Here is a 25,308-nt window from a genome sequence, read left to right on the forward strand (position 1 = left end):
GCTGAGGGGCGCTTGCGCGACTCAACGGTCGCGTTGCCCCAGGTGGGCCACGAGCTCCTGATGGAGCGCAGGCTCCTCATAGCCGCCGACCAGCAGGCTCGCCAAGATCTGGAGACGACGTAGGTCACGGCAATCGGCCAACCGGAGTCGGTCGATGGGACCGGGATAGGCGGCCACGGCGTCGTCCGTGATCGTCATCGAGGCCAAGTCCCACTCCAGTGGCCCGACGCACACGTCTTCGAAGTCCGTCCACACCGGCCCGCCCGGGGTCATGAGGACGTTGCCGGTGTGGGCGTCTCCGTGCAACGGGCGTTGCGGCCAGGTCAGCGCCAGTGGAACCAGCTCGCCCGCGGCCCGGTGCAGCATCGGATCCGAGGACACCGTCAACGCCGTGGCGATGTCCGTGAGCGGGCCGACCAGCGGCGGCAGGTCGCCGGGGTAGGCGTCCAGCGCCGAGTGCAGTCGTCCCAGCATCGCGCCGAACTGAGCTGCCGACACCACGGTCGAGTCGTGCTCGGCCCAGTGCCACAACGACACCTCCAACCCTTCGGCCATGTACGGCCCCGCGTCCGCCCACGGGGCGACGACCGGTAGCCCGGTCGCCGCGAGGTAGTTCGCCACGGACACCTCGCGCTCCAGCCACGGCCAGGGGTCAGGACGCAGCTCACGCCCGATGGTGACGACGCGGGTGACCACCGCGGCAGGCCGCAGCCGCACCCGCACGCTGTGGCCCTCGGCGATCACCTCCGGGTCGTCGGCGGGCAGTCCCAGCGCTCGCGCGCAGGCGACTGACGCCGACACAGCATCTGCGGTGCTGGGTGCCGAAGTCATGCCGTCACAGGCGTACGGCGGGTGCTCAGCCACCCCACCCAGATGGCCCCGACGACGGCGAACCCGGCGCCGGTCATCAGCGCTGCGGGGATGCCCCCGGACCGGGCGACGAGGCCCAGGCAGATCGGGCCGAAGCCCAGCCCGAGGTCGATGAAGGCGGAAGCGGTCCCGGCGGCCGCGCCGCGCTCGGAGGGGGCGGCGGTGGCGAAGATCGCGGAGAAGAACGCCGGCGTCGAGAACGTCACCCCGACCGCGGTGATCACCACGCCGACCATCAGCCCGACGGGCGTCAGCCACAGCGACATGACACCGAGCCCCACCGCCATCGCCAGCAGCGAGGCCATGCCGAGGGGCAGCGCCGGCAGCCGGTCCGGTACCCGCGCGAACACGATGCGGCAGACCACGACGACGAGGCCGTAGACCAGCAGCGCCAGCGACGTGTTGCTCATGCCGACCTGCGCGCTGTGCAAGGACGCGAAGGCGAGGAAGCCGCCGACCGCGGCCAACGAGGCGAAGAACCCGAGCGAGGCTGGGATGCCCGGGCGGTGGATCAGCTTCCCGTGGCCGACGAGGGAGCGATCGCGCGCGGGTTCTCCGATCAGCAACGTCAGGCCGACCGAGACCGCGCAGAACACGGCGGCGCCGGTCCACGCGACGTCGTACCCCCATCGAGAGAGGAGCGCCTCGCCCAGCGGCGGCCCCAGCGCGAGCCCGAGGTAGAGCCCGAGCGAGTTGTAGGAGACCGCCTCGCCCATGCGCTCCGGCGGGGCGATGTCGGCGAGCAGCGCGAAGGACGCCACGAAGAACGCCGCCTCGGCGACTCCCTGGAGCAACCGGATCGCGACCAGCGCCTCCAGCGAGGCGACGAACGGGATCAGCAGCATGCCGACGCCCGCGAGCACCGCGCCGAAGATCATCAGTGGGATCCGGCCGCGGCTGTCGGACAGCCGCCCGACATGGGGCCGGCACAGCAGCGCCGTCACGCCGAAGGCGCCGAACGCCAGCCCGGCGCCCGCCTCGTCCGAGCCCACCGGACCGGTCGTGTAGAGCGGCAGGGTGTGCACGGCGACGCCGACTGCCGTGAAGTACGCCAGGTTGGCCACTCCCAGCAGGACGAACGGCCGGTTCAGCAGTCGGGTCTCCACCTGGTCATCAGCCGATGACGACCTCGACGCGCTGGAACTCCTTGAGCTCCGTGTAGCCCGTCGTGGCCATCGAGCGGCGCAGCGCGCCGATCAGGTTCATGGTGCCGTCGGCGACCCGCGAGGGTCCGAAGAGGATCTCCTCGATCGTGCCGACCCGCTCGAACTCGACGCGCTCGCCGCGCGGCAGCTCGGGGTGGTGCGCCTCGCCGCCCCAGTGGAAGCCGTGGCCGGGGGCGTCGGTCGCACGCGCCAGCGGCGAGCCGACCATCACGGCGTCGGCGCCGCAGGCGATCGCCTTCGCGACGTCGCCCGAGCGGCCGATGGAGCCGTCGGCGATCACGTGGACGTAGCGACCGCCCGACTCGTCGAGGTAGTCGCGACGGGCCGCGGCGACGTCGGCGACCGCCGATGCCATGGGTACGGCGACGCCCAGCACCGTCCTCGTCGTGTGAGCCGCTCCCCCGCCGAAACCGACGAGCACCCCGGCAGCGCCGGTGCGCATGAGGTGCAGCGCGGCCTGGTAGGTCGCGCAGCCACCGACGATGACGGGCACGTCGAGCTCGTAGATGAACTCCTTGAGGTTCAGCGGCTCGAACTGCGAGGAGACGTGCTCGGCGCTGACCGTGGTGCCGCGGATGACGAACATGTCGACGCCGGCGTCGACGACGGCCTTGGCGAACTCCTTGGTCCGCTGGGGCGACAGCGAGCCGGCGACGGTGACGCCTGCCTCGCGCATCTCCTTGAGTCGGGCGGTGATGAGCTCGGCCCGGATCGGCTCGGTGTAGATCTCCTGCATGCGTCGCGTCGCGTCGCTGCCCCGGAGCCCGGCCACCTCCTCGAGCAGGTCGGACGGGTCGTCGTACCGCGTCCAGAGGCCCTCGAGGTTGAGGACGCCCAGGCCGCCGAGCTTGCCGAAGGCGATCGCGGTCGCGGGCGACATCACCGAGTCCATCGGCGCGGCCAGCACGGGCAGCTCGAAGCGGTAGGCGTCGATCTGCCAGGCGGTGCTGACCTCTTCGGGATCGCGGGTGCGCCGCGAGGGCACGATCGCGATGTCGTCGAAGGAGTAGGCGCGACGGGCGCGCTTGGCTCGGCCGATCTCGATCTCAGTCACTGCCGCAGCCTATCGGCAGAACAGCCACCTATCGTGTGCGGCATGGGGCCGATGATCCGGACCGCGAGCCTGCGCGGCTTCGCACCGCTCATCCGCGAGCTGGGCGGCGACCCCGCAGCGTTCCTCGCCCGGTTCCACCTCCCTGCGGACGCCCTCGACTCCGACGACGGCCTGATCGGCATCACCGAGCACGACCGAATGCTCGATGCCGCCGCCGACGACCTGGACTGCCGTGATCTCGGCCTGCGGCTGGCCACGTCCCAGGACCTCACCATCCTCGGTCCGCTGGCCCTCGCCATCGAGTCGTCACCGACGGTCGCCGACGCGCTGCAGTGCGCCTCGCGGTTCATGTTCGTGCACAGCCCCGCGCTGACCGTGGCCCTCGAGCCGGACCCGCGCGGGGCGCGCGGTGTGGTCGCGCTGACCTACCGCAAGGACCTCCTGGAGTCGCCCTACTCGCCGCAGGCGATGGAGCTGGGCCTCGGGCTGTTCCACCACGTGGCCGACCAGATGATGGACGGGATCACCGGGCTCAGGTCGGTGGAGTTCCCGCACCAGCCGCTCTCCCCCATCCGTCGCTACACCGAATTCTTCGGGGTCGACGTCAGGTTCGGCGCGCCCACCGCCGCGCTGCGGATCGAGCGGCGGGTGCTCGACGCGCGATTCGCCGGCGCCGACGACACCATCCGCGAGGTGGCGCTCGACTACCTCGCGCGCCACTACCCCGAGCCGACCTCGCGCGTCGCCGTGCAGGTCCGCCGCGCGCTCGCGGAGAGCCTGGGCCTGCGCACACCGAGCCTGGCGCACGTCGCGCGGCTGTTCTCCCTGCACCCGCGCACCCTCCAGCGACGCCTGGCCGCCGAGGGCACCTCCTTCGAGGCGACCCTCGACGACGTCCGCCGCGACGCCGCCCACCGACTCATCACGACCACCGACCTTCCGCTCAGCCAGGTCGCGGCCCTCCTCGGCTTCACCGAGCAGTCCACCCTCGCGCACGCGGTGCGACGCTGGCACGGCGTCACGCCCCGCCAGCTGAGATTGTCGCGCTGAGACAAGTCTTTCCGGGGTGCGCGTCGCACCCTTGTCGCCATGACGCTGACCAACTCCCTGTCCGACATCGGCGCCCGAGCGATCCCCGAGTTCGACGGCGTCCACGACGTGTGGCCGCGCGGGGACCGGCTCCGAGCCGTGCGCGAGGCAGCAGCGGCGTACAAGGTGCGCTTCAAGGCCCAGGGCCAGATCCGCGCGGTGAAGTCGGTCGACATCGCCGCGGCGCCCTATCCGGTCAACTACGCCTTCCACGACGCCGTCTCGGTGCCGACGCTGCCGCTGATCTCGATGATCAACCGGATGATCGTGGTGCAGTACGACGACTTCGACGGCCGCGCCCGCACGCTGGTCTTCGAGCCCACGATGCCTGAGGGCTCGGCCGAGGCACCGTTCTACGCCAACCTGCAGGCGCTGATGGCGAAGGTCCCCGGCGCGACCAAGTTCGCCGAGACGCTGATGCTGAAGTACTACAACGAGCCCGGCGACGTGCTCGACCAGCTCGGCCTGCGCCCCGAGGACATCGACTTCTGCACCTTCGACCACCTGCACGTGCAGGACCCGCGGATGATCCTCGGCTCGACCGAGGTCATCGACGGTGAGAGCGAGCCGCGCCAGCCGCTGTTCGGCGACGCGAAGATGCTGGTGCACAGCCGCGAGCTCGCCACCTTGCAGTCGCTGCACCCGATGCAGTGGGCGTGGTACGTCGACGGCGGGCTCGGCGGCGTCGACCCGTCGAAGCTCGCGACCTTCGACGGCGACATCGAGCTCGGTCCCGGCATCGCGCTGCTGTGGACGCCCGGGCACACCGACGGCAACCACTCGCTGGTGCTCAACACCCCCGACGGCGTGTGGGTGTCGTCGGAGAACGGCATCTCGCTGGACAACTGGCAGCCGGAGCTCTCCAAGATCCCCGGCGTGCGGAAGTACCACGAGCACTTCGGTCGCGAGATCTGTCCCAACGCCAACACGCTCGAGGACTCGCTCGACCAGTACGACTCCATGATCAAGGAGAAGACGATGGCCGACCCGTGCAAGGCCGACCCGCGCTGGCTGCAGATCCTCCCGTCGACCGAGCTGGTCCCGTGGAAGCGCTTCTGGCCGGTCGTGCCGACCTTCTGCCACGGCGGCATCTCGTACGGCGAGATCCAGGCCGGCCTGCGATGAGCAGCTCCGGCGCGGTCGTCACCGGAGCCGGGCGAGGCCTGGGCAAGGAGATCGCCCGCCTGCTCGTCGAGCGCGGCCACACCGTCCTGGTCACCGACGTCGACGAGGGAGCCGCCACCGCCACCGCGGCCGAGCTCGGCGAGCGGGCCTTCGCCCGCGTCGTCGACGTGCGTGACCCCGCCCAGGTCGAGGCCGCGCGCGACGAGGTCGTCGAGCGCGCCGGCCGGCTCGAGGTCTGGGTCAACAACGCCGGCATCCTGATCACCGGCCCGGCGTGGGAGCAGGACGCGGCCGCCCGCCGGCTGATGCTCGAGGTCAACGCCCTCGGCACGATCAACGGCACGGTCGCTGCGATCGGGGCCATGCGGGACGGGGGCGGAGGCCACGTCGTCAACATCGTGTCGCTGGCCGGCCTGACGGCAGTCGCAGGTGAGGCGGTCTACGCCGCGTCCAAGCACGCCGCCATGGGCTTCAGCCTGAGCACGATGGCCGACCTGCGTGCGGCCGGGATCAAGGACATCGACATCTCGTGCATCTGCCCCGACGGCATCTGGACGCCGATGCTGTTCGACAAGCTCGACGACCCGGGCTCGGCCCTGTCGTTCTCAGGCAAGCTGCTGCAGCCCGAGGAGGTCGTCGACGCGGTGCGCAAGGTGCTCGACAAGCCGCGCCTCGTGACCGCCGTGCCGGGCTGGCGCGGGATCGTCGCCAGGGTCGGCGACGCCGTACCGTCCTTCGGGCTGGCCGCGGTGCCCCTCGTGGTCAAGCAGGGCGCGCGCGTCCAGCGCAAGCTGCTGAAGGCTCAGGCTCCCGAGTAGTTCGGCGCCTCGACCGTCATCTGCACACCGTGGGGGTGGCTCTCCTTGAGCGAGGCCGACGTGATCCGGACGAAGCGGCCCTTGTCCTGGAGCTCGGGCACGGTGCGCGCGCCGGTGTAGAACATCGACTGGTTGAGCCCGCCGATGAGCTGGTGGGCGACAGCGCCGAGCGGGCCGCGGTAGGCGACCTGGCCCTCGATGCCCTCGGGCACGATCTTGTCGTCGCTGGCGACCTCGGCCTGGAAGTAGCGGTCCTTGGAGTAGGACTTCTTGCCGCGGCTGGACATCGCGCCGAGCGACCCCATGCCGCGGTAGGACTTGAACTGCTTGCCGTTGACGAAGACGAGCTCGCCGGGCGACTCCTCGCAGCCGGCGAGCAGCGAGCCGAGCATGACCGCGTCGGCGCCGGCGACGAGCGCCTTGGCGATCTCGCCGGAGTGCTTCATGCCGCCGTCGGCGATGACCGGGACGCCCGCGGGCTTGCAGGCCAGCGAGGCTTCGTAGATCGCCGTGACCTGGGGGACGCCGACACCGGTGACGACGCGGGTGGTGCAGATCGAGCCCGGACCGACGCCGACCTTGACCGCGTCGGCGCCGGCGTCGACGAACGCCTGCGCACCGGCGCGGGTCGCGACGTTGCCGCCGATGACCTGCACGTGCTTGGTGGCGGGGTCGGTCTTGAGCCGGCGGACCATGTCGAGCAGGAGGTGCACGTGCCCGTGGGCGGTGTCTGCGACGAGTACGTCGACGCCCGCCTCGACCAGCGTCGTGGCGCGCTCCCACGCGTCGCCGAAGTAGCCGATCGCGGCACCGACGAGCAACCGTCCGTCGTCGTCCTTGGAGGCGTGGGGGAACTGCTCGGACTTCACGAAGTCCTTGACCGTGATCAGTCCGCCGAGGCGACCGTCCGGCTCGATGAGCGGGAGCCGCTCGCGCTTGTGCGCGCGCAGCAGGGAGGTCGCCTCCTCGCGGGAGACCCCGACCGGACCGGTGATCAGGCCCTCGGAGGTCATCACCTCGTTGACCTTCGTGGTGGCCCACTCGGCGACGGGCGTGAAGCGCAGGTCGCGGTTGGTGATGATGCCGAGCAACCGGTTGTCCACGTCGACGACAGGCAGCCCGGAGACGCGGTATTCGCCGCAGATGCGGTCGAGGTCCTCCAACGTCGCGTCGGGGCCGATGGTGACCGGGTTGGAGATGATGCCGGTCTGGGTGCGCTTGACGAGGTCGACCTGGTAGGCCTGGTCCTCGATGGAGAGGTTGCGGTGGAGCACGCCGATGCCGCCCTCGCGAGCCATCGCGATGGCCATCCGCGACTCGGTGACGGTGTCCATGGCGGCGCTGACGAGCGGCACCTTGAGCGAGATATCGCGCGTCAGCCGTGACGTCGTGTCGATGTCGGCCGGGGCCAGGTCGGACTCACCCGGCAACAGCAGGACGTCGTCGTAGGTGAGGCCCAGCGCGGCAAACTTCTCGGGGATCTCCACCCCCCAGAGTCTAACGGCCCACTGGTGCACCCAGCACAATGGGCCGATGCCGCCCCTGCCACGACCGTCACCCCGCGTGGTGGTCGCGCTGGCGATGGTCGCGGCCGTGGTCGGGCGGGTGCCGTCGCTGCAGTGGCCGCTACGCCCCGACGAGGCCGGCTTCCTGCTCGTGGCCCGCGCCTGGCGCCCGCAGCCGGACAGCATGTTCGGCACCTACTGGGTCGACCGGCCACCGCCGATCATCGCGCTCTTCAAGCTCAGCGACTGGATCGGCGGGCCCTACTTCATCCGGGTCGTCGCCGCCCTGGCCGCGGCCCTGTTCGTCCTCGCCGCGGCCGGCACGGCCCGCCGCCTCGCGGACTACGCCGGGGCGCGCGACGCCGCGCGGATCGGCGCATGGGTGGCCGTCGCGACGGCGGCGCTGACGTCCCATGCCGCCATCGACTCGGTCGCCGCCAAGGGCGAGATCCTCGGCCTGCCGGTGGTCATGGCGTCGTGCTGGTTCGCGACCGACGCGCTCCTGCGCCGTTCCTGGCTCCACGCGGCCGCGGCGGGGGCGCTGGCCACCCTCGCGATCGGGGTGAAGCAGAACCTGTTCGGGGGGCTGGTCTTCGGTGGCGTCCTGCTCGTCGCCGCACTGGTCACGTCCCGCCTCGAGCGCCGCGACTTCCTCCGGCTCGCGGGCGCCGCGCTTGCCGGAGCACTGCTGCCTGTCCTCGCCACCGTGGTCTGGTGCCTGGCCGCGGGCGTCCACCTGTCCACGCTGGCCTACGTGACCCTCGGCTTCCGGCTCGATGCCAACACGGTGCTGGCCACCCAGCCGTCGAGCACGATCGACGCCCGGATCGACACCCTGCTCCAGATCGTCCTCGACACCGGCCTGGGGGCCCTGGGCGTGTGGTTCCTGCTCCGCCTGCCCCGCCTGCTCCGCCGTGCGAGCGTCCCGGCGGCGGCGGTCGTGGCGATGCTGGTCGTGGACACCGCCGGGGTGTTCCTGAGCGGCAGCTACTGGCGCACCTACCTCCTCGTGCCGATCGCCCCCGCCGCGCTCTGCCTCGCCCTGCTGCTCGCCGACGAGACGCTGATGACCCGGCAGTGGCGGCACTGGACCGCGATCGTCACGCGGGCGGTGATCGTGTTCACCGTGATCGTCTCAGTGCTGTCGCTGGCCGAGTGGAAGCGCACCGTCGGCAGCTATCCCCCGACCGAATATCGCACCGGTCGTGCCATCGCGGTCGCGGCCGAGCCCGGCGACACCCTCGTCGTGTACGGCGGGCGCGCGGACATCCAGTGGGCGAGCGGGCTGCCGTCGCCGTACGAGCACCTGTGGTCACTGCCCATGCGCACGCTCGACCCGGACCTCAGCGACCTCGCGAGCGTGCTGGACGGGCCGCGCGCGCCGGCCTGGTTCGTGCAGTCCAAGCGGCTCGACGAGTGGTCGGAGGCGGGCACCGACAAGGTCCGCCTCGACCTGCTCGAGGGCTACCAGCTGGTGGCCATCGCCTGCAGCGCCTACCGCGTCTACCTCCGGCGGGAGCTGGACCGCCCGACGCTCAGCATCGACTGCGACGCGACCTTCGACGAAGTGGTGCTGCCGTAGGTGCAACCGTTTGCCCGGTCCACCTCGTTCACCCAGCATGGATCGCACCAGCACCCTCGGGAGGGCCTCGCATGAAGCCCGCTGACGAGATGGCCTTCGTCGAGTTCGCGCAGTCCACCCAGCCACGCCTGCGCCGCGCGGCCTACCTCCTGTGCGGGGACTGGGACCGGGCGGCGGACCACGTGCAGGAGGGACTCATCCGCGTCTACGTCGCGTGGCCGAAGATGCGGCGCTCGGGTGGTGAGCACGCCTATGCCCGCAAGGCCGTCGTCAGCGCCTTCCTCGACTCCGCCCGCAAGCGCTCGAGCACGGAGTATGCGACCGAGGCCGATGCCTCGGTGGCCACCGGCGAGGACGTGGCGGAGGCGGTGACCGCCCGCAGGGCACTGGTCGTCGCGCTCGAGAAGCTGCCACCCCGACAACGAGCCTGCGTCGTGCTGCGCTACTTCGAGGACCTCGATGTCGCCGCCACGGCCGCCGCACTCGGGTGCAGCCAGGGAACCGTCAAGAGCCAGACCTCGCGTGCCCTGGACTCGTTGCGGTCCATGTTCGACGAGTCGCCGACCGGCGAGCTCGTGATTCTCAACGAGGGGACCTCGTCATGGTGAACGAACTCCGCAGCCTGCTCAACGAGACCAGTGACAACCCGCCGTACGCCGCCTTCGACGCCGCCGCCGTGCTGCGCTCCGGGCGCTCACGGGTCCGGCGCCGCCGCGCGGCCGTGATCGGCGCGACAGGACTGGCCGCGACCGTGGTGGTCGGCTCGACCCTCGCGCTCGACGGCTTCCGCTCTCCCCCGGACCTCGCCTCCGCAGGCGTCCCCACTCCTGCGGGAACCGTGCTGCGCCTGGCCGACGCGACTCCGGCCGTCGAGGGCGACGACTACCGCGTGCTCACGACCTACACCAACGAGGACCTCGACTCGGACAACGGGCAGTACCTCGACGGGCTGACCGACGACGGTCTGGTGCTCTTCCGCGACGCCCCGGACGCCCAGGACCGGACCAACCGGCTGGCGCTCATGGACCCGGCCACCGGCGAGAAGGACTGGCTGCCAGCCCCACCCGAGAGCCTCGAGCAGATCCGTCCGGTCGACCTCGGCACGGACCGCCTGCTGTGGAGCACGATGCACTACGAGGGCGACGGCGGCGAGCTCCGCGGCGACCTGCGGCTGCTCACCTTCGACCGCCAGAGCCGCGAGTGGTCCACCATGTCCTGGCCCGGGCTGCCCCGGCTCGAGTTCCCCTCGGCCCAGCTCGGTCCCGACGGTCGGTTGTACGTCGGGGTGCCGGCGACGCAGGGGAAGCCCCCGCCCGGCGGGTGGCCCATCCAGCCCGGCGGCGACGCGGAGGACGCCGATGCTCAGGGCGACAGCCATGACCTGTGGTCGGTGTCGCTCACCGATCCCGATGACGTCCGCGACGAGGGCGTGCGCTTCGGTGACCTCGCCTTCACCGACGAGTCGATGGTGTGGACCGATCGCACCAACGGCGACAGCGGGCTGGTGCACGTGCGCGACCTGGCCACGGGCGAGGAGACCGAGTTCGATCCGCAGTCGGGCGAGAAGTGCAACCTGTTGGCCTTCGGCGCCACCGACGACCGGATCGTGCTGGGGCAGTACTGCGGCACCTACGAGGACGGGGTCCGCGACGACCGGGTCCAGGTGCTCTCGACCACGGGTGAGCAGGTCGTCACCATCCAGGACAGCGACATCGACGGCTCCCTGGGCAGCGGGGGCGAGCCCGGCCTGGTCCGGGTGCGCGCCTTCCAGCGCGGCTCGGAGGGCTACTACGTCTACGACCTCTCCGACGACAGCTTCGTCCGCGTCAGCGAGTCGGTGTCGAAGTGGGAGCTCGGCGGCGCGGCCCCGGCCGGCCACGTCATGTGGGACACCTCCGCCAACCGCGGCAACGGCGCCACCCAGGTCCTTGCGGAGTGGCAGGACTGAGCACACGCACGACGCCCCGCCCGGATCACCGGGCGGGGCGTCGTCGTGGAGCTGGGTCGATCAGTGACCGTGGCCGTGGCCGTGACCACCGGCGGCAGCCGGCTCTTCTTCTTCGGGCTTCTCCACGATCAGCGTCTCGGTCGTGAGCAGCATGCCCGCGATCGAGGTGGCGTTGACCAGTGCGGAGCGGGTGACCTTGACCGGGTCGAGGACGCCCTGGGCCACCAGGTCGCCGTACGTGTCGGTCGCGGCGTTGTAGCCGTTGCCGAGGCCGAGCTCGCGGACCTTGGTGGTCACGACGTAGCCGTTGACGCCACCGTTCTCGGCGATCCAGCGCAGCGGCTCGTCGGCGGACTTGCGCACGATGCGCACGCCGACGGCCTCGTCACCGGTCAGGCCGAGGTTGTCCTCGAGCACGGAGACCGCGTGGATGAGCGCGGAGCCACCGCCGGGGACGATGCCCTCCTCGATCGCGGCGCGCGTCGCGGAGACGGCGTCCTCGATGCGGTGCTTCTTCTCCTTCAGCTCCACCTCGGTGGCGGCGCCGACCTTGATCACGCAGACACCGCCGGCGAGCTTGGCGAGGCGCTCCTGGAGCTTCTCGCGGTCCCAGTCGGAGTCCGAGGACTCGATCTCGGCCTTGATCTGGTTGACGCGGCCCTCGACGGCGCTGGCGTCGCCGGCACCCTCGATGATCGTGGTGTTGTCCTTGGTGATCACGACGCGACGGGCCTGGCCCAGCACCTCGAGACCGACCTGGTCGAGCTTGAGGCCGACCTCGGGAGCGACGACCTGGCCGCCGGTGAGGACGGCGATGTCCTGCATCATCGCCTTGCGACGGTCACCGAACGCGGGCGCCTTGACCGCGACGGCGTTGAACGTGCCGCGGATCTTGTTGACGACCAGGGTCGAGAGCGCCTCGCCCTCGACGTCCTCGGCGAGGATGAAGAGCGGCTTGCCGGCGGCGATGACCTTCTCGAGCAGGGGCAGCAGCTCCTGGATCGAGCCGATCTTCCCCTGGTGCAGGAGGATGTAGGCGTCGTCGAGGACGGCCTCCATGCGCTCGGGGTCGGTGACGAAGTAGGCCGAGATGTAGCCCTTGTCGAACTGCATGCCCTCGGTGAACTCGAGCTCGGTGCCCATGGTGTTGGACTCCTCGACCGTGATCACGCCGTCCTTGCCGACCTTGTCGAAGGCCTCGGCGAGCAGCTCGCCGATGTGGGAGTCGCGCGAGGAGATCGTGGCGACGGACGCCATGTCCTCCTTGGACTCCACCTCGCGGGCGGCCTCGCGCAGAGCGTCGCCGACGGCCTCTGCCGCAGCGTCCATGCCGCGCTTGAGGCCCATCGGGTTGGCGCCGGCCGCGACAGCGCGGAGGCCCTCGTGGACCATCGCCTGCGCGAGCACGGTCGCGGTCGTCGTACCGTCACCGGCGACGTCGTTGGTCTTGGTGGCGACCTCCTTGCACAGCTGTGCGCCGAGGTTCTCGAACGGGTCGTCCAGCTCGATCTCACGCGCGACGGTCACACCGTCGTTGGTGATCGTGGGGGCGCCCCACTTCTTGTCGAGGACGACGTAGCGACCCTTCGGGCCGAGGGTCACCTTGACGGCGTTGGCGAGGGCGTCGACGCCGCGCTCGAGGGCGCGACGGGCGTTCTCGTCGAATTCCAGAATCTTGGGCATTCAGATGCTCCTAGTGAAAGAGAAACCGCCCGGGACGTCATGGGGCCTGGTCGTCGAGACGACCGCTTCCCATGACGCTCCGGGCGGATGGATCAGGAAACGACTGCGAGGACGTCGCGGGCGCTCAGGATGAGGTACTCGCCACCGGCGTACTTGACCTCGGTGCCGCCGTACTTGCTGTAGATGACCTTGTCACCGACAGCGACATCGACGGGCACGCGGTTGCCGTTGTCGTCGACGCGACCCGGACCGACAGCCATGACCTCGCCCTCCTGGGGCTTCTCCTTGGCGGTGTCCGGGATGACCAGGCCAGAGGCCGTGGTCTGCTCGGCGTCGAGCGGCTTGACGACGATGCGGTCCTCGAGGGGCTTGATGTTGACCGACACTTGTCGACCTCCACTTTCCACGTTGGGCTGAACTGGGACTCGAGAAACGGATGTTCCTCGCACGCTTGGGCTTGCCGTGATGCGCGCCGTCGCGGGGATCGCACGTCATTGCAAGCGCTGGCACCCTCATGGCGAGAGTGCCAGCCCAGACGTTAGCACTCCCCCCTTCCGAGTGCTAGCGCAGACTCAGACGAAGGCCCCCAGCGCGACCAGCGCCTCGAACGTCCTGGTCCGCCCCTTGCCCTTGCCCTGCTTGGCGGTCGCCACCTCGGTCTCACCGGTCAGGCTGGTGCGGACCTCGAACTGGCCGGTCGGGCGGTCCGGGGCGACCTCGAAGACAAGGACCTGCGGGTCGTTGGCGTCCTCGACCGCACCGGCGGGCAGAGCGTCGTTGAGCGCGAAGGCCTCGTCGGGCGCCTGCCCGTCGAGGAGGTACGTCGACTCCGACTCGGCCACGTCGTAGGTGCCGTTCGGACCTGCGAACTCGGTGGGTGCGCCGCCCAGCAGCGTGACGACCAGCCAGCTGCGGCCCTCCGGGGCCCAGCCCAGGCCGGCGACGTAGGGACGCTGGGCCGACGAGGAGACCAGGCAAGTGGTGACGGCCTTGCCAGCGTCGGAGGCCTCGGGGCTCCACAGGGGGTCGCCGCACGGCTGGGCACCGGCGGCGAAGCCGAGCTGGTAGAGCGGCTCGGCGGCGGACCGGTCGAGCGTCCCGGTGAGTCCGTCGACGACCTGGTCGACGCCGTCGTAGCCCACCCGCAGGGCGATCTCGGCGGGCTCACCCTTCAGCGCGACGTACTGGCGCCGCGCGACCTGTGCGACCTGATTGTCCTTCACCCAGCCGTTGAGCCCCTCGAGGAGGAACTCCTCCCCGTCCGCGACCAGCGTGAAGGTCGGGTCCTCCAGCGCCCCGTCGGGCAGCCGGTCCGCCACCAGCAGGTCCTCGGGGCCGTCCAGGGCGACCTGGACCCCGACGAGGCTCGCGTCATGTCCGGCCTGCGTGCCCTCGGCGGTCTCCGCGAGCGGCTCGGACACGGTCACCTGCAGGCTCCCCCAAGGCACCCTGACCTCCGCGGTGCGACCCACGAGTGCGTCGACCGCGTCCTCGGCGATCAGCGTGCCCGCCTCCAGCCCGTCCCGCTGCTGCTGGGAGAGCCACACGGCGCCTCCGGCGAGCGAGGCGATGAGGATGACCAGGGCCACGGGCCAGAGGGACTTGCGCACGAGGAAGACCCTCCCATCTCCGCCCTGTCGGGACGCCACGAACCACCTGACAAGATGCGCGGATGGACGTCTCCACGCTCGAATGGCTGCTCACCGATGCGGGCCGTGACCTCCTCGAGGTGGCGATGGGGGCGTACGTCGACGCGGCGGGCGATCCCGTCCGCGCCGCGACCGCTGTGCGCAAGGCGGAGCCGGACCCCGAGCGGGCCGCGGCGGCACTGACCCAGGCCGAGCTGCGGACGCGCGCGGTGGCGAAGTTCGGCGACCTGGCACCCCACATGTTCTTCACACCGGACGCGCTCGAGCAGGCGACGCGACTCCGGGTGGCCGACCACCGCGCTGCCCGACTGGCGGCGGCCCAGCCGACCAGCGTCATCGACCTGGGGTGCGGCATCGGCGGCGACCTGATCGCGTTCGCCCGTGCGGGCCTCACGGCGGCCGGTGTCGACCTGGACCCCGTGCGCGTGGCCGCGGCTCGCGCCAACCTGGCCGCGCTCGGGTTGCCCGGCGCGGTCGAGGTCGCGGACGTGGCCGCCATCGACCCCAGCGGTTTCGGGGCCGCCTTCGCCGACCCCGCCCGACGAGGTGCCCGGGGCCGCGTCTTCGACGTGGACGGCTGGACGCCGCCGTGGCCCTTCGTGCTCGACCTGCTCGCCGGACGCGGCGTCGTGAAGGTCGCCCCCGGCATCCCCCACGACGTGATCCCGGAGGGCGTGGAGGCCGAGTGGGTCAGCGACGGCGGCGACGTCAAGGAGGCGGTGTTGTGGGCGCCGGTCTTCGCCACCACCGACCGCCGCGCGACGGTGATCGGCGACGGTGGGCTCGCCACCCTCACCGACGAGGACGATCCCTTCACCGGGCTCGCGCGCCCGGTCCGAGAGCTGGGCGGTTTCCTCTACGAGCCCGACGGCGCCGTGATCCGCGCGGGTCTCGTCACCGCGGTCGCGGCCGGCGTCGACGGCGGGCTGCTCGACGAGCACATCGCCTACGTCACCAGCGACTCGTCGTTCCGCACCCCCTTCGCCCGGTCCTACCGGGTCCTGGAGGAGGTCCCCTATCGCGAGAAGCCGCTCAAGGCAGCGTTGCGCGAGCGCAGCATCGGCTCCCTGACGATCAAGAAGCGTGGCGTCGAGGTCGTGCCCGAACAGCTGCGCAAGCGCCTCGACCTGCGCGGCGACAACACGGCGACGCTGGTGATGACCCGCGTCGCGGGCTCCGGCACTGCCCTGCTCGTCGAGCCCTTCTAGCAGCCCTTGCGCTCGACGCCCGGCACGGGCACCGGCAGCGAGCCCTTCGCGCGCGCCTTCCCGAGCAGCACGTCGACCAGCGCCGACATGGCGCCCGGTGTGTCGCCGTACGCCGCGATCCGCACCGGCGCCTGCAGCTGGCCGAGCACGTAGGGCGTGTTGGTCGCGACCGCGATCTCGCCGTCGTGGGCCGCGTCCTGGTAGCCGCTGAACCCGATGTTGGTGCCGCTGGCGAGCCGGGTGTCCTCGGCGGCGACGAACCGGCTGAGCGCCGAGGCGCGTTGCCGCTCGCGTGCCTGCCAGGCCTGCTTGCGCCGCGCGAAGGCCTTGCGGCTCTCCTTCTTCTTGCGCGCGGGCGCCGGTTCGATGTCGGTCAGCGACGCGGGTGGGGCCTGTCGCACCAGCACGGTCAGGCCCGCTGCGCGCGCGGCGCTCGAGAAGTTCGCAACCGCGACCGGGTCGCCGACCGGGGTGACCGAGGAGCCCACCAACCGGCCTCGGCAGCTGCCCGCCACCACCGTCAGCGCCGCCGCGCTCAGCGCACGGGAGGCCGCGCGACCGGCGCCCGGCGGGCGACCTCGTTGGTCTCGGCGGTCCCCCTCGTAGTGCAGCAGCAGCGCGATCTGGCGGGCCGCGGCCTGCTCGAGACGGGCCCGCTTCAGCCGCCCGGCCTTCACCGCGGCCACGATGCCGGCACGGGCCGCCGCCGGCGAGGGCGGCATCAGCAGGACGTCGTTGCCGGCGCGCAGCCCCTGCACGGCCGAGCGCGCCGCGTCGTACGTCGCCCGCACCCCTGCCATGGAGAGCGAGTCGGTGACGACCAGCCCGTCGAAGCCGAGCTCGCCGCGCAGCACGTCGGTGACCAGGACCTTGGACATCGAGGCCGGCACCTTCGGATCCAGGGCGCGCACGTCGATGTGGCCGGCCATGATCGCCGGCACGCCCTGCTCGACGGCCGCGGCGAAGGGCGCCAGGTCGACCGCGCCGAGCTGCTTGCGCGTCCGGGTCTGCACGGGCAGCGTGAGGTGGCTGTCCTGCGGGACCGAGCCGTGTCCCGGGAAGTGCTTGAGCACCGGCACCAGCGCGGCGGCGGTGTAGCCGTCGACCGCCGCACCGACGTGCTCGATCACGGTGGTGACGTCGGAGCCGACCGAGCGCGAGCCGATCGTGGGATCACCCGGACCCGAGGTGACGTCGGCCTCGGGAGCGAAGACCACGTCGAAGCCGAGCCCGCGCAGCTCGGCCCCGCTGGCGCGGGCCGCGTTCTTCGTGAGCCGCACCTCGCCGGCCGCGCCGGCGCTCATGAACGTCGGGAACCGCGTCGCGTCGCTCTTGATCCGCTCGACGATGCCGCCCTCCTGGTCGACGGAGAGGAACAGCGGCCACGTGCGGCGTACGGCGCGCTCGAGCGTGGCATTGACGTCACGGATCTGCTGGGTGGACGAGACGTTGTCGGCGAAGGCGATGACCCCGCCGAGGTGCAGGTCACGCACCATCGCGACCGGCGGCGCGGTACCTTGCCACTCCGCGACGATGACCTGCCCGGCGAGGTCGGGCAGCCGCATCCGGCCGACGATGCGGGCTGCGCGCTCGAGCTCCGCGGTCGTCGGGCCCCAGCCCTCGACGAGACCGAGGCGCTCGGCAGGTGTCGGAGGTTGCGTCGCCTCGGCGGTCGGCGCCGACGATCCGGACGGAGTCGGCTCCCCTGCCTCGGGGTCGCCCGAGCACGCCGAGCCCAGCAGGCTCAGCGCAACGATCAGGGGGAGGAACCGGCGCACCGGCCCATCCTCTCAGCCGGGCTCAGCCGAGGTTGGCCCGCTCGGCGCCGATGGTGGTGTCGGAGCCGTGGCCGGTGTGGACGACGGTCTCGTCGGGCAGGTCGAAGAGCCGACGACGGATGGACTGCTCGATCACGCGGGCGTCGCTGAACGAGCGGCCGGTCGCGCCCGGCCCGCCCTGGAACAGGGTGTCGCCGGTGAAGACGCAGCCGAGGTCGTGGACGTAGATGCACACCGCACCCGGCGCGTGTCCCGGCGTGTGCAGGACCGTCAGCGCGGCGCCGCCGACCTTGATCGACTGGCCGTCGGTGATGTCGACGTCCCACAGCTCGTCGGCATGGGTGAGCTCCCACAGCGGACGGTCGTCGGGGTGCAGCAGGATCGGCGCCCCGGTGGCCACGCGCAGGGCGGGGGCGACGCGGACGTGGTCGTCGTGGGCGTGGGTGCACAGGATCGCCTTGACGGTGCGGCCGTCCACCACCGCGAGGATGTCCTCGACCGAGTGCGGCGCGTCGATGACGATGCAGTCGGTGTCGTCACCGATCACCCAGATGTTGTTCTCGACCTCGTGGATCTCGCCGTCGAGCGAGAACGTGCCGGAGGTGACGCCGTGGTCGACACGGACGGTCATCAGAACACCACCACCGAGCGGAGCACGCTGCCGTCGTGCATCTTCTCGAACGCAGCCTCGACGTCGCCGAGGCCGATCTCCTCGGTGACGAACGCGTCGAGGTCGAGGCGTCCCTGTTGGTAGAGGTCGACGAGCATCGGGAAGTCCCTGGACGGGAGGCAGTCGCCGTACCAGCTCGACTTGAGCGCCCCTCCGCGGCCGAAGACGTCGATGAGAGGGATGTCGGGGATCTTCATGTCCGGTGTCGGCACACCGACGAGCACGACGGTGCCGGCCAGGTCGCGGGCGTAGAAGGCCTGCTTCCAGGTCTCGGGGCGGCCGACCGCGTCGATCACGACGTCGGCGCCGTTGCCGTCGGTGAGGGCCTGGATCGCCGCCACCGGGTCGATGCCCTTCGAGTTGATCGTGTCGGTGGCACCCATGCTGCGGGCCCACTCGAGCTTCGTGTCGTCGATGTCGACGGCGATGATCTTCGAGGCGCCCGCGAGCGCCGAGCCCGCGATGGCCGCCATCCCGACACCACCGCAGCCGATCACCGCGACGGACTTGCCGCGGCTCACGTTGCCGGTGTTGATGGCCGCACCGAGGCCGGCCATCACGCCGCAGCCGAGGAGGCCGACGGCAGCCGCGCGGGCGGACGGGTCGACCTTCGTGCACTGGCCAGCGGCGACCAGCGTCTTCTCGGCGAAGGATCCGATGCCCAGGGCCGGGGACAGCTCGGTGCCGTCCTCGAGCGTCATCTTCTGGGTCGCGTTGTGCGTCGCGAAGCAGTACCACGGCTCGCCCCGGTGGCACGCACGACAGCTGCCACAGACGGCACGCCAGTTGAGTACGACGAAGTCCCCAGCCTCGAGCCCGGTGACACCGTCTCCGACGGACTCGACGATGCCGGCCGCTTCATGGCCGAGCAGGAACGGGAACTCGTCGTTGATCCCGCCCTCGCGGTAGTGCAGGTCGGTGTGGCAGACCCCGCAGGCCTGGACCTTGACGACCGCCTCACCCGGACCCGGGTCGGGGATGTTGATCGTCTCGACCGTGACCGGCTGGCCCTTGGCGCGGGCGACGACGCCCTTCACCTGCTGCATGTCGTGCTCCTTCGGATCAGGGGTTGAAGTCCCACGTGGCGAGCATCGAGGCGATGATCTCCTTGGCCTCGGCGATGGTGCCGTACTCCGTCGTGAACGAGAACTCCAGGACGTACTCGATGTTGCCGATCAGGGAGCCGTAGGTCTCGTCGTAGGTGACCGAGTTGACCCGACCCGCCAACCTGTAGGCCCTGGTGCCGTCGCCGAGCACGACGTCGTCCATCCTCTTCACTCCCGGCTCGGCCCCGATGCGGAGCTGGCGCTTGGCGATCCGGTCCAGCGAGGTGGCCTGGTCGTCCTCCCCGCCGAGCTCGGAGAAGGTCAGCGCGCCGAAGGTGTCGGCGCCCTGCCGGATGAACGGCACACCGAAGTTGTCCTGCTCCGTCCAGCCCTTCGGCATGGTGATCTCGGCGAGGTCGTGCTTGAGCTTGCGACCGTCGGCGGGCTCCACGGTCGGTGTCGTCTCCGACGGGCTCGGGGTCTCGGCCGACGCCGCGGTCGACTCGGTGGAGGTCGTGCTCGGGCTGGCTGGATCAGCCCCCGCATCGTCGCCGCCGCAGGCCGCAAGGCTGGCAACACACATGAGGGAGGCGAGGGCGAGCCGGGCACTGGTCACTGCTTCACCTCTCGATAGTCGACCGTCGCGAGAACACTGGCAATGATCTCGTCACGCGTCGCCTTGTCCTCGCCGTTGACGAACTCGAACGTCACCGTCAGTCGGTCGTCGTTCAAGATCGCACCGAACCGCTCGACGTGTTCCCCGGGATTCGACTTACCGGCCACGTGGAAGGCCGGCTGGCCGTCCAGCTCGAGATCGTCGAGACGCTTCAGCGGAAACTTCCAGCCTCCGCTCCTGCGCGATTCCTCCCCGAGCCCGTCCAACGTCAGCTGGCCGCTGTTGGGGAAGCGGAACACATAGACCGTCGTCCCGATCGCATCTCGTGGCGCAGCCCCGGACATGACCGCATAAGCGGGAGTCGCCACCCATCCCTCAGGGGCGTTCGCCCGAACCCCGCGCACAGCGATCCTCGGCCCGGTTGCGGGAGCCACCGACGGGCTCGGGGACTCGGAAGCCGACTGGGTCGACGCCTCGGTCGACTGGGTGGAAGTCGTGCTCGGGTCGGCTGGATCCGCCCCGGCATCGTCGTCGCCACCACAGGCCGCGAGACCGGCAACACACATGAGGGAGGCGAGGGCGAGCCGGGCACTGGTCACTGCTTCACCTCTCGATAGTCGACCGTCGCGAGAACACTGGCAATGATCTCGTCACGCGTCGCCTTGTCCTCGCCGTCGTGGAACTCGAAGAAGATCAACAGGTGGTCGTCGTTGACGATGGAGCCGAACGTCTCGAAGTATTCGCCCGGGTTGGCCTTCCCGGCGACGTGGAAGGAGGTCTGCCCGTCGAGCTCGACGTCCTCCAGTCGCTTCAGCTTGAACTTCGCACGGCTCTGGCTGCGGTAGCTGTCGCCCAGCTCGTCCACGGTGAACAGGCCACTGTTGGGGAAGCGGTAGACGGAGGCGATCGTCTCGGTCGCCCCGGGCGGAACCGCCGACGCCATGACCGCATAGGGGCGGGTGGCACGCCAGCCCGCGGGGGCGTTCACGCTGAGCCCGCGAACGGCGAGCCTGGGTCCCGTGGCCGGGTCGACCGCCGCGGTCGTGGAGACCTCGGTCGGCGACTCCGTCGCTGTCTGCGTCTCAGCGGCGGACCCGCTGGTGGTGGGTGCCGTCTGCGGATCGGGCGCGGTTTCGCCCCGGTCCGACGCACAGCCAGCAAGGGCAAGCGCGAGAGCCAACCCGAGAACCATGCAGTTGACGCGTGAAGTCACGAGATTTCGCCTTCCGAGGTGACGATGAGAATCTGTTGAGCAGACTATGTCGGGAACATCCGGGTGCCAGGTTTGGGACCCGCGCTGACGGGGAATGAGCGCCAGCGCGGCGCCAGCCGCCACTCATACTTGTCCGCACCATGGAGCCACAGGGGAGGCACACCATGATCACGCTGTCAGACGTCGGCGGCCTGAGCGGTGTCAGAAACACGCTCAACGCCGTTGCGGTCCCGCCGGACGTCATCAACAACATCGTCTCGCTCCTCGAGTCAAACTCCTTGAATCTCAAGGGTGGGCACGGTCACTTCAAGAAGCCGGACGGCGAGGTCTTCGGTGGCACGTACGGCGCCCGCAACCTCGGGTCGCACACCGCGAGGGCACACCAGCACCTGTCCAACTCGGTGCTCGAGGCCGTGGCCAGCCTGCAGGCGACCGGCACCGCGATGAAGCAGTTCGACAAGGAGATGTCGTCCGCCGACGCCGACTCCGAGGCAGCTGCCCGCGCCCTGCTCAACCGCACCCAGGCCGCGGTCGACGGCCTGGACGACAACCGCTACACCCCACCCGTTGCGCCGGTCGACGAACCCGGGAGTGATCACTGATGGCAAGCCGCTACTACCGCGACCAGCTCCAGGCGGCGCTGAGCAGCGCCAACGACGAGTCCATCAGCTCCTCGTCGACCGAGTGGCGCACCAATGCCCTGCTCCTGAGCCGGGTGGCCGAGAGCATCCGAACGGGATCGAAGACGCTCGACAGCGAGATCGAGGGCGAAACCGGCAGGGCGATGGTCACCAAGTTCAGGCAGATCAGCGACAAGCTCGAGTCCGACGCGAAAGACATGGAGAAGGGCTCCGCAGCCCTGGCCGTCGCGCACGACGCCGCGCTCGAGGCCATCAAGGTTCGCAACGGGATCCAGCTGTCCGGCCCGATGAACCAGATGCCCACCAAGCCCGAGGGCCCACTGCCCGGCGCGCAGCCCACACCGGCGGAGACACGAGCCCTGGCGAGCTACAACGCCGGAGTCACCCAGTACGAGGCGAACGAAGCGGCGGCCGAGGAGAAGGCGCGGATCGCGCTGACGAAGCTCGACCAGGACTACGCCGAGGCAGCCGTGGTGATGCAGGAGATCCACGGAGAGTCCGACCCGGAGCCGTCCGGTCCCGGTGGTCCCGGTGGTCCCGGTGGTCCGGGTGGTCCCGGTGGTCCGGGTGGTCCCGGCGTCCCCCTGACGCCGACGCCTACTCCGACGCCTACTCCGACGCCGACCCCCACGCCGACGCCGACCCCCACGCCCACTCCGAACCCGACGCCCAACCCGACGCCCAACCCGACGCCCAACCCGACGCCCAACCCGACGCCCAACCCCACGCCGAACCCCGGGCCGACGGGAGCGCCGGTGCCCACCGGTCTCAACCCGGTCGACGTGCCGACGGGCAACGTCCAGGGCACCACCGACGGCGGCACCACCTACCAGGGCATCAACCCCAGCGCCCCGTCCACGGGCGGAGGTGCAGGCGGTGCCAGCGCGGGCATCGGCGGCGCGGCCGTGGCCGGTGCAGCCGGCCTGGGTGGGGGCATGATGAAGGGCGGCGCGCCGCTCAGCGGTTCGGCCAAGGCGCCCACGGGCGGGTCCGTGCGTGGCATCGGCACCGGTGGCCGTTCGGGCAGCGCCAGCTCTTTGACCCGCGGCGCCACCGCGGCTTCCACCTCGCGCAGTTCCGCCGCCGGAGCACGCGGTGCCGCCACTGGCGCCACCCGCGCCGGAGCAGCCGGAGGCACCCGCGCCGGAGCAGCCGGAGCCGCCGGCTCCTCGCGTTCAGCCGGCGCCGGTTCGCGCGCCGGTGCCGGCGGTCGTGCGGGGGCAGCCGGAGCATCAGGCGCTGGCACCAAGGGCAGCGCCAACCGCACGGGCGCAGCCGGTGCCACCGGCTCCAAGAGCTCGGGCAAGGGCTCGGGCAAGGGCAAGATGAAGGGCCTGTTCCGCCGGGGCGCCAACGGCTCCACCGCGGGCGGTCGCTCGAACAAGAAGAACGACGAGCGCTCCACCCAGCGTGACGCCCTCGTCTACGAGCAGGACTGGCTCGGCGACGACACCACCGCGCCGGGCGTCCTGGACTGACGCAGCAGGCTCAGGCCACGACAGTGGTGATGGGCTGGGAGGAATCGGCTGGGAGGTCGAGCGCCGACGGCGCTCGACCTCTCTTCACGAGCTCTGCTCCCAGGGCCGCGACCATCGCGCCGTTGTCGGTGCACAGGCCCGGCCGCGGGACCCGGACCCGGATGCCCCGGGCCTCGGCACGCTCGGTGGCCATCGCCCGCAGCCGACTGTTGGCGGCCACCCCACCGCCGATCAGGATGTCCTCGATCCCGTGGAACTGGGCAGCGTCGAGGGCCTTGCGGGTGAGCACGTCGCAGACCGCCTCCTGGAAGGACGCAGCCACGTCGGCGACGTCGATGGTGATCCCGTCGCGCTGCTGCGCCTCCACCCACCGGGCGACGGCGGTCTTGAGCCCGGAGAACGAGAAGTCGAAGCGGTGGCGCTCGAGGTCCTTGCGCGCCGTGAGTCCTCGCGGGAAGTCGATCGCGACGCTGTTGCCGCTGGCCGCGGCGCGGTCGATGTGCGGACCACCGGGGAACGGCAGGCCGAGCAGCCGGGCGACCTTGTCGAAGGCCTCGCCCGCGGCGTCGTCGATGGTGGACCCGAGGGGGTCCACGCCGACCGTCACGTCCTCGACCTTGAGCAGGCTGGAGTGGCCGCCCGAGACGAGCATCGCCAGGCACGGCTCGGGGAGCGGCCCGTGCTCGAGCTGGTCGACGGCGACGTGGGCGGCGAGGTGGTTGACGCCGTACAACGGCTTGCCGAGCCCGATCGACAGCGCCTTGGCGCTGGCGACCCCCACCAGGAGGGCACCGGCGAGTCCCGGACCGGAGGTCACCGCGATGGCATCGATGTCACGCAGGCTGACGCCGGCGGTCTCACAGGCTCGCTCGATGGTCGGCACCATCGCCTCGAGGTGGGCCCGGCTGGCGACCTCGGGCACGACGCCGCCGAAGCGGGCGTGCTCCTCGACGCTGCTGGCCACCGCGTCGGCCAGCAGCGTGTGTCCGCGCACGATGCCGACGCCGGTCTCGTCGCAGGACGTCTCGATGCCGAGCACGAGGGGTTCGTCGCTCATGTCCCCATCCTCCCCGATCCCTGGTCGGCAACGAGCAGGGCCCGGCCCAGCACCAGCGCGTCCGAGCCGTCGCGGTAGTAGCGGGGTCGGACGGACAACCGGGTGAACCCGTGGCGCAGGTAGAACGCGATCGCGGCGTCGTTGCGGGAGCTGACCTCCAACATCATCCGGTCGGCGTCGCCGGGGTGGGCCAGCAGGTCGGCGAGCAGGGTCGCGGCGATCCCCTCGCGCTGGCGGGACGGGGACACCGCGATGCGCTGCAGGTCGACGACGTCCCCGATCGACCTGGACACGGCGTAGCCGGTCAGTTCCTCCTCGACAGCGACCACGAACCGGCGGCCCGGGCCGTGGACCTCCGCACGCAGGGCCACCTCGTCCCAGGCGTCGGGGCCGAAGAGCTCCGTCTCCAGGACGGCAACCTGCGGGAGGTCCTCCTCGGTGGCCGGCCGGATCATGCGGGCGGGAGCACGGGCTTGCGGGGGCCGCTGACGACGGCGTCTGGCCGGCGCAGGTAGAGCGGCTCGGGGTCCAGCAGCTCGGCACGTTCCTCGGCCACCACCCGGGCCAGCCAGCCTGCACTGGGACGCGTCGGTGCCACCCCGCGGGGGAAGTGCTCGGGGTAGAGCAGGGCACCCTCCCCCGCGACGGGGAGGTCGCTGGCCAGGTCGGCCGGCCTGGCCACCACAGGACCGTCCGTGCGACGGCCGCGGTCGTCGTACGCCGCGAGGTAGACCTCCTTGCGGCGTGCGTCCGTGGCCACGAGGAAGTCGCCCGTCACCGCACCGGTGTCGATGGCCTCGATCGCGACCACGTCGAGCGTGCAGACGCCATAGACCGGGATCTCCAGGACGTGGGCCAGCGTGCGGGCCGTGACGAGGCCGACGCGCAGCCCGGTGAACGGTCCGGGGCCGACGCCCACGGCGATCGCGGTGAGGTCCTGACGGACCAGCCCGTTGTCGGTGAGCAGTGCTTCGATCAAGGGAGCGAGGTGCTCGCCGTGCTTCATGGGGCGCTCGGAGAGCCGCTCGTCCACGACGTCCTGGCCGTCGTGGAGCGCAGCAGTCACCAGTGAGGTCGCGGTGTCGAACGAGAGGAGCACGATGGCGAGGTTA

The 25,308-nt window shown here is 71.1% G+C and carries 25 protein-coding genes; 9 read left to right on the forward strand and 16 right to left on the reverse strand.

Annotated features, from left to right (window positions below; translation table 11 throughout):
* Positions 1 to 21: 21 nt before the first annotated feature.
* Genes C9J87_RS12650 through C9J87_RS12660 form a run of 3 tightly spaced genes read right to left on the reverse strand, consistent with a single transcriptional unit; the run spans position 22 to position 3,090 of the window.
* On the reverse strand, positions 22 to 831 hold the full coding sequence (locus C9J87_RS12650; RefSeq protein ID WP_157953188.1) for a phosphotransferase enzyme family protein: 810 nt from the start codon (positions 829 to 831) through the stop codon (positions 22 to 24).
* Positions 828 to 1,976 carry an MFS transporter gene (locus C9J87_RS12655; protein WP_107705701.1) on the reverse strand — a complete coding sequence of 383 codons (1,149 nt, stop codon included), beginning with the start codon at positions 1,974 to 1,976 and terminating at the stop codon, positions 828 to 830. The genes C9J87_RS12650 and C9J87_RS12655 overlap by 4 nt, the downstream gene beginning before the upstream one ends.
* 7 nt (positions 1,977 to 1,983) lie before the next feature.
* Positions 1,984 to 3,090, reverse strand: a complete 1,107-nt coding sequence (locus C9J87_RS12660; protein ID WP_010831798.1) for a GuaB3 family IMP dehydrogenase-related protein — start codon at positions 3,088 to 3,090, stop codon at positions 1,984 to 1,986.
* Positions 3,091 to 3,132: 42 nt separating this feature from the next.
* Between C9J87_RS12660 and C9J87_RS12665 the strand changes: the two genes are divergently transcribed.
* From C9J87_RS12665 to C9J87_RS12675, 3 genes are read left to right on the forward strand one after another with little or no spacing between them, the layout of a single operon-like run.
* The gene (locus tag C9J87_RS12665) at positions 3,133 to 4,140 is read left to right on the forward strand and encodes an AraC family transcriptional regulator (protein WP_010831797.1); all 1,008 of its coding nucleotides are present in this window, start codon (positions 3,133 to 3,135) and stop codon (positions 4,138 to 4,140) included.
* 39 nt (positions 4,141 to 4,179) lie between these two features.
* Complete coding sequence (locus C9J87_RS12670; RefSeq protein WP_107705702.1) at positions 4,180 to 5,304, forward strand: MBL fold metallo-hydrolase; 1,125 nt, start codon at positions 4,180 to 4,182, stop codon at positions 5,302 to 5,304.
* The gene (locus C9J87_RS12675) at positions 5,301 to 6,122 is read left to right on the forward strand and encodes an SDR family oxidoreductase (RefSeq protein ID WP_107705703.1); all 822 of its coding nucleotides are present in this window, start codon (positions 5,301 to 5,303) and stop codon (positions 6,120 to 6,122) included. The genes C9J87_RS12670 and C9J87_RS12675 overlap by 4 nt, the downstream gene beginning before the upstream one ends.
* Here C9J87_RS12675 and guaB read toward each other — a convergent pair.
* Positions 6,107 to 7,609 carry an IMP dehydrogenase gene (gene guaB, locus C9J87_RS12680; protein WP_010831794.1) on the reverse strand — a complete coding sequence of 501 codons (1,503 nt, stop codon included), beginning with the start codon at positions 7,607 to 7,609 and terminating at the stop codon, positions 6,107 to 6,109. The genes C9J87_RS12675 and guaB overlap by 16 nt on opposite strands.
* A 46-nt stretch (positions 7,610 to 7,655) precedes the next feature.
* Here guaB and C9J87_RS12685 point away from each other — a divergent pair, with 46 nt between their 5' ends.
* The 3 genes from C9J87_RS12685 (at position 7,656) to C9J87_RS12695 (ending at position 11,157) form a co-directional block, all read left to right on the forward strand.
* On the forward strand, positions 7,656 to 9,209 hold the full coding sequence (locus C9J87_RS12685; protein WP_156887138.1) for a hypothetical protein: 1,554 nt from the start codon (positions 7,656 to 7,658) through the stop codon (positions 9,207 to 9,209).
* Between the two features lie 71 nt (positions 9,210 to 9,280).
* Positions 9,281 to 9,817, forward strand: a complete 537-nt coding sequence (locus C9J87_RS12690) for a SigE family RNA polymerase sigma factor (protein ID WP_010831792.1) — start codon at positions 9,281 to 9,283, stop codon at positions 9,815 to 9,817.
* Entirely contained in the window at positions 9,811 to 11,157 is a 1,347-nt protein-coding gene (locus C9J87_RS12695; RefSeq protein WP_107705704.1) for a hypothetical protein, read from the forward strand. Before C9J87_RS12690 ends, C9J87_RS12695 begins: the two co-directional genes overlap by 7 nt.
* Before the next feature lie 60 nt (positions 11,158 to 11,217).
* On the opposite strand, the gene groL is transcribed toward C9J87_RS12695, so the two are convergent.
* The 3 genes from groL to C9J87_RS12710 form a co-directional block, all read right to left on the reverse strand.
* Positions 11,218 to 12,840: a chaperonin GroEL gene (gene groL / locus C9J87_RS12700; RefSeq protein WP_010831789.1), complete on the reverse strand. Its 1,623-nt coding sequence runs from the start codon at positions 12,838 to 12,840 to the stop codon at positions 11,218 to 11,220.
* A 92-nt stretch (positions 12,841 to 12,932) separates the two neighbouring features.
* Positions 12,933 to 13,226, reverse strand: a complete 294-nt coding sequence (gene groES / locus C9J87_RS12705) for a co-chaperone GroES (protein WP_010831788.1) — start codon at positions 13,224 to 13,226, stop codon at positions 12,933 to 12,935.
* A gap of 186 nt (positions 13,227 to 13,412) precedes the next feature.
* Complete coding sequence (locus tag C9J87_RS12710; protein ID WP_107705705.1) at positions 13,413 to 14,450, reverse strand: hypothetical protein; 1,038 nt, start codon at positions 14,448 to 14,450, stop codon at positions 13,413 to 13,415.
* Positions 14,451 to 14,512: 62 nt separating this feature from the next.
* Between C9J87_RS12710 and C9J87_RS12715 the strand changes: the two genes are divergently transcribed.
* Positions 14,513 to 15,697: a class I SAM-dependent methyltransferase gene (locus tag C9J87_RS12715; protein ID WP_107705706.1), complete on the forward strand. Its 1,185-nt coding sequence runs from the start codon at positions 14,513 to 14,515 to the stop codon at positions 15,695 to 15,697.
* On the opposite strand, the gene C9J87_RS12720 is transcribed toward C9J87_RS12715, so the two are convergent.
* Genes C9J87_RS12720 through C9J87_RS19680 form a run of 6 tightly spaced genes read right to left on the reverse strand, consistent with a single transcriptional unit; the run spans position 15,694 to position 21,020 of the window.
* Complete coding sequence (locus C9J87_RS12720; RefSeq protein WP_107705707.1) at positions 15,694 to 17,475, reverse strand: glycoside hydrolase family 3 N-terminal domain-containing protein; 1,782 nt, start codon at positions 17,473 to 17,475, stop codon at positions 15,694 to 15,696. The two genes, C9J87_RS12715 and C9J87_RS12720, sit on opposite strands and share 4 nt — an antisense overlap.
* Positions 17,476 to 17,497: 22 nt before the next feature.
* Positions 17,498 to 18,106, reverse strand: coding sequence for an MBL fold metallo-hydrolase (locus tag C9J87_RS12725; RefSeq protein WP_010831784.1), 609 nt, complete (start codon positions 18,104 to 18,106; stop codon positions 17,498 to 17,500).
* Positions 18,106 to 19,191: an S-(hydroxymethyl)mycothiol dehydrogenase gene (locus C9J87_RS12730; RefSeq protein ID WP_010831783.1), complete on the reverse strand. Its 1,086-nt coding sequence runs from the start codon at positions 19,189 to 19,191 to the stop codon at positions 18,106 to 18,108. The genes C9J87_RS12725 and C9J87_RS12730 overlap by 1 nt, the downstream gene beginning before the upstream one ends.
* Before the next feature lie 16 nt (positions 19,192 to 19,207).
* The gene (locus tag C9J87_RS12735) at positions 19,208 to 19,807 is read right to left on the reverse strand and encodes a hypothetical protein (RefSeq protein ID WP_036490098.1); all 600 of its coding nucleotides are present in this window, start codon (positions 19,805 to 19,807) and stop codon (positions 19,208 to 19,210) included.
* Positions 19,804 to 20,406 carry a hypothetical protein gene (locus C9J87_RS19675; RefSeq protein ID WP_157953189.1) on the reverse strand — a complete coding sequence of 201 codons (603 nt, stop codon included), beginning with the start codon at positions 20,404 to 20,406 and terminating at the stop codon, positions 19,804 to 19,806. Before C9J87_RS19675 ends, C9J87_RS12735 begins: the two co-directional genes overlap by 4 nt.
* A complete protein-coding gene (locus C9J87_RS19680) occupies positions 20,403 to 21,020 on the reverse strand; it encodes a hypothetical protein (protein ID WP_157953190.1) in 618 nt (205 codons plus the stop codon). The genes C9J87_RS19675 and C9J87_RS19680 overlap by 4 nt, the downstream gene beginning before the upstream one ends.
* Before the next feature lie 164 nt (positions 21,021 to 21,184).
* Here C9J87_RS19680 and C9J87_RS12750 point away from each other — a divergent pair, with 164 nt between their 5' ends.
* Positions 21,185 to 21,622, forward strand: coding sequence for a hypothetical protein (locus C9J87_RS12750; RefSeq protein WP_107705710.1), 438 nt, complete (start codon positions 21,185 to 21,187; stop codon positions 21,620 to 21,622).
* Positions 21,622 to 23,139 (forward strand): hypothetical protein, encoded by a 1,518-nt coding sequence (locus tag C9J87_RS19995; protein WP_198652346.1) that lies wholly within the window; start codon positions 21,622 to 21,624, stop codon positions 23,137 to 23,139. The genes C9J87_RS12750 and C9J87_RS19995 overlap by 1 nt, the downstream gene beginning before the upstream one ends.
* Positions 23,140 to 23,149: 10 nt before the next feature.
* Here C9J87_RS19995 and tsaD read toward each other — a convergent pair whose 3' ends face one another.
* The 3 genes from tsaD to tsaB are packed head-to-tail and all read right to left on the reverse strand — an operon-like array spanning position 23,150 to position 25,295.
* Positions 23,150 to 24,196 (reverse strand): tRNA (adenosine(37)-N6)-threonylcarbamoyltransferase complex transferase subunit TsaD, encoded by a 1,047-nt coding sequence (gene tsaD, locus C9J87_RS12760; protein ID WP_010831777.1) that lies wholly within the window; start codon positions 24,194 to 24,196, stop codon positions 23,150 to 23,152.
* Positions 24,193 to 24,651, reverse strand: coding sequence for a GNAT family N-acetyltransferase (locus C9J87_RS12765; protein WP_010831776.1), 459 nt, complete (start codon positions 24,649 to 24,651; stop codon positions 24,193 to 24,195). The genes tsaD and C9J87_RS12765 overlap by 4 nt, the downstream gene beginning before the upstream one ends.
* Positions 24,648 to 25,295: a tRNA (adenosine(37)-N6)-threonylcarbamoyltransferase complex dimerization subunit type 1 TsaB gene (tsaB, locus tag C9J87_RS12770; RefSeq protein WP_198652347.1), complete on the reverse strand. Its 648-nt coding sequence runs from the start codon at positions 25,293 to 25,295 to the stop codon at positions 24,648 to 24,650. Before tsaB ends, C9J87_RS12765 begins: the two co-directional genes overlap by 4 nt.
* Between the last annotated feature and the right edge of the window lie 13 nt (positions 25,296 to 25,308).

This window comes from Nocardioides allogilvus, from assembly GCF_003047285.1.
GTDB classification, from domain to species: domain Bacteria; phylum Actinomycetota; class Actinomycetes; order Propionibacteriales; family Nocardioidaceae; genus Nocardioides; species Nocardioides allogilvus.

Bases quoted from the DNA above. Each gene is read 5' to 3' on its own strand.
- C9J87_RS12650 (WP_157953188.1), bottom strand. From the start codon at position 831: ATGACTTCGGCACCCAGCACCGCAGATGCTGTGTCGGCGTCAGTCGCC.
- C9J87_RS12665 (WP_010831797.1), top strand. From the start codon at position 3,133: ATGGGGCCGATGATCCGGACCGCGAGCCTGCGCGGCTTCGCACCGCTC.
- C9J87_RS12670 (WP_107705702.1), top strand. From the start codon at position 4,180: ATGACGCTGACCAACTCCCTGTCCGACATCGGCGCCCGAGCGATCCCC.
- C9J87_RS12675 (WP_107705703.1), top strand. From the start codon at position 5,301: ATGAGCAGCTCCGGCGCGGTCGTCACCGGAGCCGGGCGAGGCCTGGGC.
- C9J87_RS12685 (WP_156887138.1), top strand. From the start codon at position 7,656: ATGCCGCCCCTGCCACGACCGTCACCCCGCGTGGTGGTCGCGCTGGCG.
- C9J87_RS12690 (WP_010831792.1), top strand. From the start codon at position 9,281: ATGAAGCCCGCTGACGAGATGGCCTTCGTCGAGTTCGCGCAGTCCACC.
- C9J87_RS12695 (WP_107705704.1), top strand. From the start codon at position 9,811: ATGGTGAACGAACTCCGCAGCCTGCTCAACGAGACCAGTGACAACCCG.
- groL (WP_010831789.1), bottom strand. From the start codon at position 12,840: ATGCCCAAGATTCTGGAATTCGACGAGAACGCCCGTCGCGCCCTCGAG.
- C9J87_RS12715 (WP_107705706.1), top strand. From the start codon at position 14,513: ATGGACGTCTCCACGCTCGAATGGCTGCTCACCGATGCGGGCCGTGAC.
- C9J87_RS12725 (WP_010831784.1), bottom strand. From the start codon at position 18,106: ATGACCGTCCGTGTCGACCACGGCGTCACCTCCGGCACGTTCTCGCTC.
- C9J87_RS12730 (WP_010831783.1), bottom strand. From the start codon at position 19,191: ATGCAGCAGGTGAAGGGCGTCGTCGCCCGCGCCAAGGGCCAGCCGGTC.
- C9J87_RS12750 (WP_107705710.1), top strand. From the start codon at position 21,185: ATGATCACGCTGTCAGACGTCGGCGGCCTGAGCGGTGTCAGAAACACG.
- C9J87_RS19995 (WP_198652346.1), top strand. From the start codon at position 21,622: ATGGCAAGCCGCTACTACCGCGACCAGCTCCAGGCGGCGCTGAGCAGC.
- tsaD (WP_010831777.1), bottom strand. From the start codon at position 24,196: ATGAGCGACGAACCCCTCGTGCTCGGCATCGAGACGTCCTGCGACGAG.
- C9J87_RS12765 (WP_010831776.1), bottom strand. From the start codon at position 24,651: ATGATCCGGCCGGCCACCGAGGAGGACCTCCCGCAGGTTGCCGTCCTG.